The organism is Mesorhizobium sp. M0715, assembly GCF_040320355.1.
GTDB lineage: Bacteria > Pseudomonadota > Alphaproteobacteria > Rhizobiales > Rhizobiaceae > Mesorhizobium.
Genome location: NZ_JAMYPL010000001.1, coordinates 97,690 through 110,781 on the forward strand (window position 1 = coordinate 97,690; position 13,092 = coordinate 110,781).

Genomic DNA, 13,092 nt, shown 5'->3' on the forward strand with positions numbered 1-13,092 from the left:
GCTTGATTTTCTAGCGGAGGCCGTTCCAGAGCCGGTTTTCCGGCTCCCGGATCAGTCACCTGTCTTTCGACCCTTACTTGAACACCTTGTCCGGCGCGTCGAGGCTATCGGACCCTTCGAAGGCGATGGTGCTGAGCTTCAAGGAGCCGACGGCGCGCTCAATCGACTTGGTCTGATCGATCAGCGCATCGATCGCCGCCTGCACGGTGGCGTTGCCCTCAATGTTGCCCTCGGCGATCTGCTGGTCATAGGCCTCGCCGGCCAGTGCACGCGCCTTGATCGCCTCCATCTTGGCGACCGAAACATCGAGCTTGTCAGACAGTTCCTTGTCGATCGCCGGATCGGCCGCCTTCACCATATCGGCCACCGAGGGACCCGAAACGACGGTGCCGTCGAGACGCGTGTAGCTCGCATGATAGGCCGCGCGAATGCCGATGGCGTCGTAGAGATGCGAATTGTACGTGTTGTCGGAGAAGCAATCGTGCTCCTCTTCCGGATCATGCAGCAGCAGGCCGAGCTTCATGCGCTCGCCGGCCAGTTCGCCGTAGGACAGCGAGCCCATGCCGGTGAAGATGGTCGAGATCGCCGTGTTCGGCTCGCCATCGACGAGAGCCTTGCGGGCGGCGCCGTCTTCCTTCCAGTTGCCGACCATCTCCTGAAGATCCGAAACCAGAAGGTCGCTGGCCGATTTCAGATACTCGGCGCGGCGATCGCAATTGCCGCCGGTGCAGTTCTGGAGGTCGTAGTCGGTATAGGGGCGCTCGCCGGCACCCGGCCCGGTGCCATGCAGGTCCTGGCCCCAGAGCAGGAATTCGATGGCGTGGTAGCCGGTGGCGACATTGGCCTCGATGCCGCCGGCTCCCTGCAGCGTGCCGGAGAGGAATTCCGGCGAAAGCTTCGATGCATCGACCTTCTTGCCGTTGATCTCGATCTCCTTGTTGGCGATCACATTGGCCGTGTAGAGCGCATTCGCGTCCGATTCGGTGCCGTAGCTCTTGGCGGTGTAGTCGATCAAACCTTCATCCAGCGGCCAGGAATTCACCTTGCCTTCCCAGTCGTCGACGATCTTGCTGCCGAAGCGGTAGACCTCGGTCTGCTGGTAGGGAACGCGCGATGCCTTCCAGGCGTCACGGGCAGCGTTGAGGGTTTCCGCCGATGGCGTGGCGAGCAGCGCGTCGACCGCCTTGTCGAGCGCCTGCGCGGTGGTCAGCGAATCCTCATATTTGGCGAGCGCGATGTCGGAATAGGTCTTGATGACGGCCTTTGCATCGGTTTCCGCCTTTGCCGGCAACACGAATACCGCCGCCGTCAGCAGGGCAGTGGCGCCGATCGCCGCAAGCCTGCTGCCATATCGTGCTGTCATAATCACTCTCCAGTTTCTCGGAAATTCTGTAAACGGCGCGCACAGCAACCGGCGCCAGGCCATCTGCGGGCCATTGGGCGCAAGAGATGCCGCGCTAGCGCGCGGTTCGCGGAAGAAAGACACCAAAATGCCTCCAATCGAAAGGGTTCAAGGCCCAGACATTAAAGGGATGCGCTGACGCGCGAGCTTCCATAAAGCTGCGACATCGTCGGATGTCAATGACAATCCGTTGGAAAAGTCAATTGAAACAACAGTTTAGAATTATTCTAAACTACGACTGTCAACTTATGCGTCTTTCTGCACCGGTCTTGCCGTTGAACTGTACGATTGACAGCTGCCATTCCGGGTGCGACCCGCAAAAGCTCTCTTGCGGCGGCACCAGACAATTGCCACTTGGCGAGACATCCTAGGATAGAAGCGGGATTGGAATGCGATGAAGAACGGTGTGGTCATTGTCGGCGCGGGTCATGCGGGCGTGCAAGCGGCCGCCAGTCTGCGCGAAGACGGCTATGACGGGCCGGTGATCCTCGTCGGGGATGAGGACGAACTTCCCTATCACAAGCCGCCGCTGTCGAAGACTTTCATCAAGGATGCCGAGGCCAAGCCGCAACCCTTGCGCGGCGAGGCCTTTTACACCGGCAGCGCCATCGATTACCGGCCTGGCGTCAGGATCGATCGCATCGATGCCGAGCGCCGCAGCCTGGAGATATCAGGCGGTGGCGCGCTTGCTTTTGATCACCTGATCCTGGCGACCGGCTCGCGCCCGCGCACCCTGCCGTTGCCCGGCTCGGACCTGTCCGGCGTGCTGTCGCTGCGCTCGCTGGCCGATGCGCGGCTGATCCGCGACCTCAGCGCGCAAAGCGACGAAATCGTCATCCTCGGCGGCGGTTTCATCGGGCTGGAGATAGCAGCCACACTGCGGGCCACCGGCCGCACGGTGACAGTGGTGGAGGCCGTGGACCGGCTACTCGGCCGCGCCGTGGCGCCGGTGGTGGCGAGCCACGTCCGGCAACGGCTGGAAGCGACAGGCGTGCGCATTCTCACCGGCACCTCGATCGCCAGGCTCGATGGCGAAAACGGTCATGTCACGGCCGCCATCACCTCGTCAGGCGAAAGGCTGCCGGCGCGCATGGTCATCGTCGGCATTGGTGCCATGCCGAATGTCGAACTGGCGCAGTCTGCAGGCCTCGGCATCGCCAACGGCATCCGCGTCGATCATCAGATGCGCACGTCGATGCCGGAGATTCTCGCCATTGGCGATGCTGCCTCCTACCGTCACTGGTTCACCGGCGGCGACGTGCGGCTGGAATCGGTGCAGAACGCCACCGATCAGGCGCGGCTTGCCGCGCGCACGATATCAGGCCACACCGACGCCTATTCGGCGGTGCCATGGTTCTGGTCGGACATCGGCGACATGAAATTGCAGATGGTCGGCCTGACCGCCGGCGGCGACAGCCATGTCGTGCTGGGCGACCTGCCCGAAAACAAATTCTCGATCTACCACTATGCCGGCGACCGGCTGCTCGGCATCGAATCGGTCAACCGCCCCGGCGACCACATGCTTGGCCGCAAGATGCTCGGCGCCGGCTTTTCGCCGACGCCGGAAACGGTTGCTGAGGGACCTGACGGTTTGAAGGCGGCGCTGGCCGCGTTTCAGCAGGATGAGCCTGCCAGGGCTGCGGGCTAGCCCCCGCTTACCCTCCCTTGTGGGGAGGGTCGCTGTGAAGCAGCGGGGTGGGGTCTGCGCGAGGCGCCCCACCCGGACCTTCGGTCCGACCTCCCCACAAGGGGGAGGTAGAAGTTCAGGCGGCGCAGACTTCGCGGATCGAGCTTTCCAGGATGTCGAGTGCTTCGTTCATGACTTCGTCCTGGATGGTGATCGGCGCCAGGAAGCGGATGACGTTGCCGTAGACACCGCAGGTCAGCAGGATCAGGCCCTTGTCGAGCGCCTTCAACCGGATCGCATTGGCGATCTCGGCCGACGGCAGGCCCTTCTTGACGTCGTTGAACTCGACCGCGTTCATGAAGCCGAGGCCTCTGATGTCGACGATCTCGGGCACGTCGTCGCGGATCGACTGCAACCGCTGCTTCAGCCTTGCGCCCAGCGTGTTGGCGCGGTCGCACAGGTTTTCGTCCTCGATCACGTCCAGCACGGCGTGCGCGGCGGCAACGCCGATCGGGCTGCCGCCATAGGTGCCGCCTAGCCCGCCGGGGCCGGGCGCATCCATGATTTCGGCGCGGCCGGTGACCGCCGCCAGCGGAAAACCGCCGGCCAGGCTCTTGGCCATGGTGGTGATGTCGGCCGCCACCTCATGGTGATCCATCGCAAACATCTTGCCGGTGCGGGCAAAGCCGGTCTGCACTTCGTCGGCAATCAGCAGCATGCCGTGCTGGTCGCAAAGCTTGCGCAGCGCAACCAGGAAGTCACGCGGCGCCTCGTAGAAGCCGCCCTCGCCCTGAACCGGCTCGATGATGATGGCGGCGACGCGGGCCGGATCGACATCGGCCTTGAACAGCCGGTCGAGCGCCGCCAGCGAGTCGGCGACCGAGACACCGTGCAGCGGCACCGGGAACGGCGCATGATAGACATCGCCCGGCATGGCGCCGAAGCCGACCTTGTAGGGCACGACCTTGCCGGTCAGTGCCATGCCCATGAAGGTGCGGCCATGGAAACCGCCGGCGAAGGCGATGACCGCCTGACGGCCGGTGGCATTGCGGGCGATCTTGATGGCGTTCTCTACCGCCTCCGCCCCGGTGGTGACGAAGATCGTCTTCTTCTCGAACTTGCCGGGCAGCATGCCGTTCAGCCGTTCGGCCAGGCGCACATAGCTCTCATAGGGCACCACCTGGTGGCAGGTGTGGGTGAAGCGGTCGAGTTGTGCCTTGACCGCTTCGATCACCCTGGGATGGCGATGCCCGGTGTTGACGACGGCGATGCCCGACGAGAAATCGATATAGCGACGCCCCTCGACATCCCAGATTTCCGAATTTTCAGCCCGGTCGGCATAGATCTGCGTGGTCATGCCGACACCGCGGGAAATCGATTGGTTCTTGCGTTCGGAAATGGCTGAATTCTTCATCGTATCCCTCACCGGGCCGGCGCCCGTCCTGTTTGATGCCGTTGAGACATCTTCTGACCTTATTTCACGTTTTCCTCAAGTCGGCACCACCGGCAGGCGATTGGGCCTGCGGTGGGCAGATCCCCGCGCTTAACCAGTCAGGCGATACACGTACGAGACCGGTTTCCTTTTCCCGGGGATCGACTATCCTCTGGATGTCCACGAGGCATCGCGACCAGCGAGCCGCCGCGGCCGGGGGAGCCCATGAGCAGGAACGTGACTTCGCCCGTCTCGCAGCCGTCGGTCCAAGCTCCCGGTCTTTTGTCTTTTCCAGCCGCCCCGGCGCTTTTCGCCTGCACGGCTGCGCTGCTTTTGGTCGGCTGCCAGAAGCAGGAAGCGGTGGACAAGAAACTGCAGATCATGGTGCGCACCGAAACGGTGGCGATGGCCGACTATGCGCCAAGGACCTCGCTGACCGGGGTGATCGCGGCGCGTACGCTGAACAATCTGTCGTTCCGGGTCGGCGGTCGCGTCGCCGAACGGTTTGTCGATGTCGGCCAGCATGTCGATCAAGGCACGGTGCTTGCCCGGATCGATCCGCAGGAGCAGGAATCCGATTTGCGCTCGGCGCAGGCCGATCTCGACGCGGCACAGGCGCAATTGACCCAGTCCGCCGCCGCCTTCGAACGGCAGAAGACGCTGCTCGCCCAGGGTTTCACCACCAGGCGCGATTATGACGCCGCGGACCGGGCCCTGAAGATGGCACAAGGCAGCGTCGATGCCGCGCAGAGCGCTTTCTCCAACGCCCAGCAAAACCTGTCCTTCACCGAACTCAAGGCCGGTGCCGCCGGCGTGATTACCGCCCGCCAAGTCGAAACCGGCCAAGTGGTGCAAGCCGCGCAAACCGTCTTCACCGTCGCCGAGGACGGGGACCGCGACGCGGTATTCAACGTGCAGGAGACGCTGATCGCCAAGACACCGGCATCGCCTGCGGTGACGATCACGCTGTTGTCCGATCCGCAGGTCAGGGCGACGGGCAAGGTCCGCGAAATCTCGCCTGCGGTCGACCCGGCTTCGGGCTCGATCCGGGTCAAAGTCGCCATTCCCGACACGCCCGCCGGCATGCCGCTGGGGGCAGCCGTCATCGGCTCGGTAAGCGCCAAACCGGCGAAGGCGATCCTGCTGCCTTGGCAGGCGCTGACGTCCAGCGGCGGCAAGCCGGCGGTCTGGATCGTCGATCCCTCGACCAAGGCTGTGACGATGGCGCCGGTCGAAGTGCTGGCGTTCAATTCGGGCACGGTCGTGATCGCCAAGGGGCTGGACGCGGGCCAGAGCGTCGTCACCGCTGGAGGACAGCTGCTCAGCCCTGGACAGACGATCGAAATATCGGGAGCGGGCCAATGAGCCGAACGCCACGCATCCTGCTCGGCGTGCTCATGCTCGGCGCGCTGGCATCCTGCTCCAAGTCGGAGGAAAAGCCGCCAGAGATCATCCGACCGGTGCTGTCGATGGTGATCGAGCCGCGCACCACGCAAATCTTCGGTTTTGCCGGATCCGTCGAACCGCAGGTCAGCGCCGACCTGGCCTTCCGCCTGCTTGGGCGGGTCGTCTCGCGCGACGTCCAGGTCGGCGACATCGTCAGCAAGGGCACGACGATAGCGGCACTCGATCCGACCGCGCTGGAGTTGGGCCTGCAGGCGGCCAAGGCGGAACTGTCCAATGCCGAGGCGCAGCTCGCCAACGCCGCCGCCAGCGAGGAACGGCAGCGCCAGTTGCTCGCCTCGGCCAACGCCACGCAAGCTGTCTTCGATGCCGCGCAGCAGGCGCGCAAAGCTGCGGAGGCAGGTGTCGAGCGGGCCAAGGCTTCGCTTGCCAAATCGCAGGAGCAGCTCGGCTATGCCAGGCTGTTCTCTGATTTCGACGGTGTCGTCACCGCGGTGGGCGCCGAAGTTGGCCAGACGGTCTCGCCCGGCCAGACCATCGTCACCGTGGCGCGTTCGGACCTGCGCGAGGCGGTGGTCGACATTCCCGATCAATTGACCGGTGATCTTGAGGCCGGCACGCCCTTCCAGGTGATCCTGCAGTCGCTGCCGACGATCCAGACCGGGGCCAAGCTGCGCGAGATCGCACCGCAATCCGAGGGCTCGACCCGCACGCGGCGCGTCAAGCTGACGCTCACGGATCCGCCACAGGCCTTCCGGCTCGGCTCGACGGTAACGGCGACCCGCGTGACCAAGGTGGCACCGACGATCGAACTGCCGATGTCGGCGCTGTTCGAAAAGAACGGTTCCGCGAAAGTGTGGATCGTCGACCCGCAGACATCCAGCGTGAACGCACGCGACATCAAGATCGCGTCGAAGAATGGCGTTATCTTCACCGTGGCCGAAGGGCTTGTCGCCGGCATGCGTGTCGTCACGGCGGGTGTCCACAGCCTGAGCGAAGGCCAGAAGGTGAAAGTGCTCGAGGGAGGCGCCTCATGAAAGGCTTCAATCTCTCCGACTGGGCGCTCAACCACCGCTCCATGGTCTGGTATTTCATGCTGGTCTTCGTCGTGGCTGGCGTGTTCTCCTACCTCAATCTCGGCCGTGAAGAAGACCCCAACTTCACCATCAAGACGATGATCATCCAGGCCAACTGGCCGGGCGCCTCGGTCAAGGAAACCGTGCAGCAGGTGACCGACCGTATCGAGAAGAAACTCGAGGAACTCGACAGCCTCGACTACACCAAGTCCGTCACCACGGCCGGCCAGACCGTCATCTTCGTCAACCTGAAGGACACCACCAAGGCACGCGATGTCGTGCCGAACTGGATTCAGGTGCGCAACATGGTCAACGACATCGGGGCGCAGTTTCCGCAGGGGGTGCAGGGACCGTTCTTCAACGACCGCTTCGGCGACGTCTATGGCAACATCTACGCCTTCACATCGGACGGGCTGACGCCGCGCCAGTTGCGCGACTATGTCGAGGACGCCAGAACAAAAATCCTGACCGTGCCCAACGCCGGCAAGGTCGACCTGGTCGGCGCCCAGGACGAGGCGATCTATCTCGAATTCTCGACCCGCCAGATCGCCGCCCTCGGCCTCAACCAGCAAGCGATCGTGGCGAGCCTGCAGGCGCAGAACGCGATCACGCCGTCCGGCGTCATTCAGTCCGGGCCGGAGCGCATCAGCGTGCGTGTCGGCGGGCAGTTCACCTCCGAGGACAGCCTGCGCGCCATCAATCTGCGCGTCAATGACCGCTTCTTCCGCCTCAGCGACGTGGCGACGATCACGCGCGGCTATGTCGATCCGCCTACGGCGCTATTCCGCTTCAACGGCCAGGACGCGATCGGGCTCGCCATCGGCATGAAACCCAACGCCAACCTGCTCGAATTCGGCGAGGCGCTGCACAAGGAGATGGACAAGGTGCTGGCCGACCTGCCGGTCGGTGTCGGCGTGCATCTGGTGGCCGACCAGCCGGTCATTGTCGAGGAGGCCGTCTCGGGCTTTACGCGCGCGCTGTTCGAGGCGGTCGCCATCGTGCTCGCGGTGTCGTTCATCAGCCTCGGCATGCGCGCCGGCTTCGTCGTGGCGCTGTCGATCCCGCTGGTGCTGGCCATCACCTTCACGGTCATGGCCTATCTCGGCATTTCGCTGCAGCGTATTTCCCTGGGTGCGCTGATCATCGCGCTCGGGCTTCTGGTCGACGACGCGATGATCGCGGTCGAGATGATGGTGGCGCGGCTGGAGGTCGGCGACAATCTGCGCAAGGCGGCGACCTATGTCTACACATCGACCGCCTTTCCGATGCTGACCGGTACGCTGGTGACGGTCGCCGGCTTCATCCCGATCGGCCTCAACAACAGCGCCGCCGGCGAATATACCTTCACCCTGTTCGTGGTCATCGCCGTTTCGCTGCTGGTGTCATGGGTCGTGGCGGTGCTGTTTGCGCCACTGCTCGGCGTCACCATCCTGCCGGCGACGATGAAAACCAAGCATCACGACCAGCCCGGCCGCTTCACCTCGCTTTTCCGGCGCGTGCTTGTCGGCTCGGTGCGCCATCACTGGCTGACCATCATCGTCACCGTGCTTTTGTTTGCCGGCTCGATCGCCGGCTTCGGTCTGGTGCAGCAGCAGTTCTTTCCGCCATCGGACCGGCCGGAGCTGATCGTCGACTGGAACCTGCCGCAGAATGCCTCGATCGCCGATACGCGCGACCAGATGGAGCGGTTCGAGCAGCGGGCGCTGGTCGGCAATCCCGACATCGACCATTTTTCGTCCTATATCGGCCAGGGCGCGGTGCGTTTCGTGCTCGCCTATGACGTGCAGCCGGCCAACCCCTATTTCGGCCAGACCGTCATCGTCACCAAGAGCATCGCGGCCCGCAACCGGGTCAAGCCGGCGCTTGAAAAACTGCTGCGCGAGGAGTTCGTCGGCACCGACGCCTTCGTCAAGCCGCTCGAACTCGGGCCCCCGGTCGGCCGCCCGGTGCAGTATCGCATCGGCGGTCCCGACATCCAGACGGTGCGCGAACTGGCGCAGCAATTCGCCGGTGTCATCTCCGCCAATCCGAAGCTAGCCGCGCCGACCTTCGACTGGAACGAGCCGCAGCGTGTGCTGAGGGTCGACGTGCTACAGGACAAGGCACGCCAGCTCGGTATCACCTCCTCCGACATCGCCAGCGCGCTGAACAGTACGGTCGGCGGCGCCACCATCACGCAGGTGCGCGACGCCACCTATCTGATCAATGTCGTGGCGCGCTCGCGTGGGTCCGAACGCGGCTCGATCGAAACGTTGCAGAACATGCAGCTGCCGACCAGTACCGGCGAGGCGATCCCGCTCGCGGCCGTCGCCAACTTCCGCTACGATCTGGAGCAGCCAACGGTGTGGCGACGCGACCGCATCCCGACCATCACCGTGCGCGCCGGACTGGTCGGCGACGTGCTGCCGGCCACCGTCGTCAACGAATTGAAGCCCTCGGTCGACGCCTTCACCGCCAACCTGCCGCCGGGCTATTCGATCGCTACCGCCGGCTCGGTCGAGGAGAGTGCCAAAAGCCAAGGACCGATCGCCGCCGTCGTGCCGTTGATGCTGTTCGTCATGGCGACGATCCTGATGGTGCAATTGCAGAGTTTCCAGCGCCTGTTCCTGGTGGTGGCGGTGGCGCCGCTCGGCCTGATCGGCGTTGTGGCGGCCCTTGTGCCGAGCGGCGCGCCGCTCGGCTTCGTCGCCATCCTCGGGGTGCTGGCGCTGATCGGCATCCTGATCCGCAACTCGGTCATCCTGATCGTGCAGATCGAGGATCTCGTCCGAGAAGGCAAGGACCGCTGGGCGGCCGTCATCGAGGCGACGGAACACAGGATGCGCCCGATCGCGCTGACGGCGGCCGCCGCCAGCCTGGCGCTGATCCCGATCGCGCGCGAAGTGTTCTGGGGCCCGATGGCCTATGCCATGATGGGCGGCATCATTGCCGGCACGGCGATTACGCTGCTGTTCCTGCCGGCGCTTTATGTGACGTGGTTCAGGATCAAGGAGCCGAAAGATCGGGAAGACCCACCCGTGGAGAGCGGCGAACCGGTGCAAGCTCAGACTTAAGGCTTTGCCGGATCAGTTATTGTCGTTGGAGGGTGTTGGCGCGACTTGGCGCGTTGCCATGGTGCCGATTTTGAGCTGCGCCAGGCATGCCAACCCTCTGGTAAGTCGGCCAATTCCAGGATGCTTTCATCCCGCCGCAAAACATTTTGCAAGCTGACGATCATAATTTCGCCTTCGCCAACAAGTCCAGTTTCGCTGTTGTGGAATTGCCAACTACCGTCGTCATCGTCATGCACAACGTACGCAATCCAATCACCGCGGGTGACTATGCCTCTGTCCAAAAACACCGCGACATTGGGTGGATCTGCAAACTTCCATTCCTCCATGGGAATTCCCTGAACCAGTGGTCATGTGGCAAAGATTTCAACCGGTTCTCACAAACCCGTCGCTGGCCCGCAACAGATTGCGCGTATAATCCTTGGTCACGCGGCGTTCGACAAGGTCTGCCGCCGCCAGATTCTCCACCGCCTCGCCGCTTTGCATCACCATCAGCCGCTCGCACATATGGGTGATGATGGCGAGGTCGTGGCTGACCATCAGGAAGGTCAGCTTGCGCCGCTTGCGTACCTCTTCCAACAGGTTGAGCACTTCCGCCTGCACCGAGGCATCGAGCGCCGAGGTCGGCTCGTCGAGCAGCAGGATCGAAGGTTCGAGGATCAGGGCACGGGCAATCGCCACGCGCTGGCGCTGGCCGCCAGAGAGCTGGTGCGAATAGCGGAAGCGAAAGCCGTTTCCCAGCCCGACCTCGTCGAGCGCCCGCTGGATGCGCTTTTCGCCATCGGCAAAGCCATGGATGGCAAGCGGCTCCTGCAGGAGGCGGTCGACGGTCTGGCGCGGGTGCAGCGAGCCGTACGGATCCTGGAAGACCATCTGCACTTCGCGGTAGAAGGCCTTGTCGCGGCGCGCGCCGAGCATCTTGCCGTTGACGGCGATGCTGCCCGATGCGACCGGCGCAAGGCCGGCGATGGCCCGAAGCAGCGTCGATTTGCCGGAGCCGGATTCACCGACCAGGCCAAAGGATTCACCCGGCTGCACGTCGAGGCTGACGCCCTTCAGTGCGCGAAAACGGTCGAAGATCACTTCCAGCCTGTCGACGGCAATCGCAGAAGTCATGCCGCCCACTCCGGCTTGCGGTCGAGCACCGGCAGCGGGTGGCGGTCGGCTCCGATCTTGGGCATGCAATTGAGCAGGCCGCGCGTGTAGGGATGCTGGGCATGGCCGAGTTCGGACGCCTTGAGCTGCTCGACCACCTTGCCGGCATACATGACGATGACGCGGTCGCAGAAGGATGAGACCAGGCGCAGATCGTGCGAGATGAAGATCAGCCCCATGCCGCGCTCACTGACCAGCCGGTCGAGAATGCCGAGCACATCAAGCTGCACGGTGACGTCGAGCGCCGAGGTCGGCTCGTCGGCGATCATCATTTCCGGACCGGCGATCAGCATCATGGCGATCATGGCGCGCTGGCCCATGCCGCCGGACACTTCATGCGGATGCAGGTTGAAGACGCGAGAGGGATCACGGATCTGCACCGCCTCCAGCATGGCCAATGCGCGGTCGCGCGCCTCGGCCTTGCCGACCTTTTCATGCGTGCGCAGCGTTTCGACGATCTGGCGGCCGATGCTCATCACCGGGTCGAGCGAGTATTTCGGATCCTGCAGGATCATGGCGATGCGCTTGCCGCGCAGCGCCCGGCGTTCGCGCGGCGAGACGCTGAGCAGGTCGATGCCGTCGAAGGCGAGCTTGTTGGCCGATATCCGCGCCTGCGGCGGCGTCAGGCCCATGATGGCGCGGCCGGTCTGCGATTTGCCGGAGCCGGATTCTCCGACGATGCCGAGCCGTTCGCGGCCGAGCGAGAAGGAGACGCCGCGCACCGCCTCGATCAGCCCGGTGCGGGTCGGGAAGGTGACGCGCAAATCGTCGACCTCGAGCAGCGTCTTCGTTTCCCTGCTCATTGGTCACCACTGCGGGGATCGAGCGCGTCGCGCAGGCCGTCGCCGAGCAGGTTGAAGCCGAGGCTGACGATGAGGATGGCGAAGCCCGGCGCACCGGCCACCCACCACTGGTCGAGCACGAAGCGGCGCCCCGACGCGATCATCGTGCCCCATTCCGGCAGCGGCGGTTGCGCGCCGAGGCCGAGGAAACCGAGCCCGGCGGCGGTCAGGATGATGCCGGCCATGTCGAGCGTCACCCTGACGATCAGGGACGAAATGCAAAGCGGCATGATATGGCGCAGCACGATGCGGAAGGGCGAGGCGCCCATCAGCTGCACCGCCTTGATGTAATCGGAATTGCGCACCGTCAGCGTCTCTGCCCGCGCGATGCGGGCGTAGGGCGGCCATGAGGTGATGGCGATGGCCAGCACCGCATTCTCGATGCCGGGGCCAAGTGCTGCAACAAACGCCAGCGCCAGGATCAGCTTGGGAAAGGCGAGAAAGATGTCGGTGATGCGCATCAGGATGGCATCGGTCCAGCCGCCGGCATAGCCGGCCACCGTGCCGACCAGAAGGCCGATCGGTGCCGCGATGATGGCGACCAGGATGACCACATAAAGGGTCCAGCGCGAGCCGTAGAGGATGCGCGACAGGATATCGCGGCCGAGATCGTCGGTGCCAAACCAGTGCTCGGTGCTCGGCGCCAGCAGGCGCGCGTTCTTCAGGTCGCCGAACGTCGGAGAATAAGGCGCCAGCATACCGGCAAGGGCGGCAACGATCAGCAAGGCAATGATAATGAGCAGGCCGAGAAAGGCCAGCCGGTTGGCGGAAAAGCGCCGCCACGCCACATAGGCGCGGCCGAGCCTCGCCTGGGTGCGCGAGGCCGGCCGCTCGCTGAGCAGCCAGTCGCGACGAGAGAGAGGACGGGCGTCGGAGGCGGTCATGATGATGCCTCTTGGAGCTGTCGACCCCCACTCCGGCCTGCTTCGCAGACCACCTCTCCCCCGCTCGACGGGGGAGAGGAAAGGCGCGAAGCGTGCGACCGGCTTTTCCTCTCCCCCGGGCAGGGGGAGAGGTGACCCGAAGGGCCGGAGTGGGGGTGATTGGCCGCAGCTGGAGCAATTCCAGGAAAAGTGTGAAACGGTTTTCCGTCCGGAATTGCGT

10 protein-coding genes are annotated in these 13,092 nt (G+C 64.2%); 4 read left to right on the top strand and 6 right to left on the bottom strand.

What is annotated here, in order from left to right:
- Positions 1-73: 73 nt before the first annotated feature.
- Positions 74-1,363 carry an imelysin family protein gene (locus NKI21_RS00455; RefSeq protein WP_352864072.1) on the bottom strand — a complete coding sequence of 430 codons (1,290 nt, stop codon included), beginning with the start codon at positions 1,361-1,363 and terminating at the stop codon, positions 74-76.
- A gap of 433 nt (positions 1,364-1,796) precedes the next feature.
- On the opposite strand from NKI21_RS00455, the gene NKI21_RS00460 reads away from it, so the two are divergent.
- Positions 1,797-3,050, top strand: coding sequence for an NAD(P)/FAD-dependent oxidoreductase (locus tag NKI21_RS00460; protein ID WP_352610759.1), 1,254 nt, complete (start codon positions 1,797-1,799; stop codon positions 3,048-3,050).
- A 115-nt stretch (positions 3,051-3,165) separates the two neighbouring features.
- Here NKI21_RS00460 and NKI21_RS00465 read toward each other — a convergent pair whose 3' ends face one another.
- Complete coding sequence (locus NKI21_RS00465; protein ID WP_352610760.1) at positions 3,166-4,443, bottom strand: 4-aminobutyrate--2-oxoglutarate transaminase; 1,278 nt, start codon at positions 4,441-4,443, stop codon at positions 3,166-3,168.
- 243 nt (positions 4,444-4,686) lie between these two features.
- Between NKI21_RS00465 and NKI21_RS00470 the strand changes: the two genes are divergently transcribed.
- Genes NKI21_RS00470 through NKI21_RS00480 form a run of 3 tightly spaced genes read left to right on the top strand, consistent with a single transcriptional unit; the run spans position 4,687 to position 9,994 of the window.
- Positions 4,687-5,826, top strand: coding sequence for an efflux RND transporter periplasmic adaptor subunit (locus NKI21_RS00470; protein ID WP_352864075.1), 1,140 nt, complete (start codon positions 4,687-4,689; stop codon positions 5,824-5,826).
- The gene (locus tag NKI21_RS00475) at positions 5,823-6,902 is read left to right on the top strand and encodes an efflux RND transporter periplasmic adaptor subunit (RefSeq protein ID WP_352864078.1); all 1,080 of its coding nucleotides are present in this window, start codon (positions 5,823-5,825) and stop codon (positions 6,900-6,902) included. The genes NKI21_RS00470 and NKI21_RS00475 overlap by 4 nt, the downstream gene beginning before the upstream one ends.
- A complete protein-coding gene (locus NKI21_RS00480; RefSeq protein WP_023811427.1) occupies positions 6,899-9,994 on the top strand; it encodes an efflux RND transporter permease subunit in 3,096 nt (1,031 codons plus the stop codon). The genes NKI21_RS00475 and NKI21_RS00480 overlap by 4 nt, the downstream gene beginning before the upstream one ends.
- On the opposite strand, the gene NKI21_RS00485 is transcribed toward NKI21_RS00480, so the two are convergent.
- The 4 genes from NKI21_RS00485 to nikC are packed head-to-tail and all read right to left on the bottom strand — an operon-like array spanning position 9,991 to position 12,872.
- Positions 9,991-10,320 carry a hypothetical protein gene (locus NKI21_RS00485; protein WP_023811428.1) on the bottom strand — a complete coding sequence of 110 codons (330 nt, stop codon included), beginning with the start codon at positions 10,318-10,320 and terminating at the stop codon, positions 9,991-9,993. The two genes, NKI21_RS00480 and NKI21_RS00485, sit on opposite strands and share 4 nt — an antisense overlap.
- A gap of 37 nt (positions 10,321-10,357) precedes the next feature.
- Entirely contained in the window at positions 10,358-11,107 is a 750-nt protein-coding gene (locus tag NKI21_RS00490) for an ABC transporter ATP-binding protein (protein ID WP_352864084.1), read from the bottom strand.
- On the bottom strand, positions 11,104-11,949 hold the full coding sequence (locus NKI21_RS00495; protein ID WP_031213315.1) for an ABC transporter ATP-binding protein: 846 nt from the start codon (positions 11,947-11,949) through the stop codon (positions 11,104-11,106). The genes NKI21_RS00490 and NKI21_RS00495 overlap by 4 nt, the downstream gene beginning before the upstream one ends.
- Positions 11,946-12,872 (bottom strand): nickel transporter permease, encoded by a 927-nt coding sequence (gene nikC / locus NKI21_RS00500; protein ID WP_352864087.1) that lies wholly within the window; start codon positions 12,870-12,872, stop codon positions 11,946-11,948. The genes NKI21_RS00495 and nikC overlap by 4 nt, the downstream gene beginning before the upstream one ends.
- Positions 12,873-13,092: the final 220 nt, after the last annotated feature.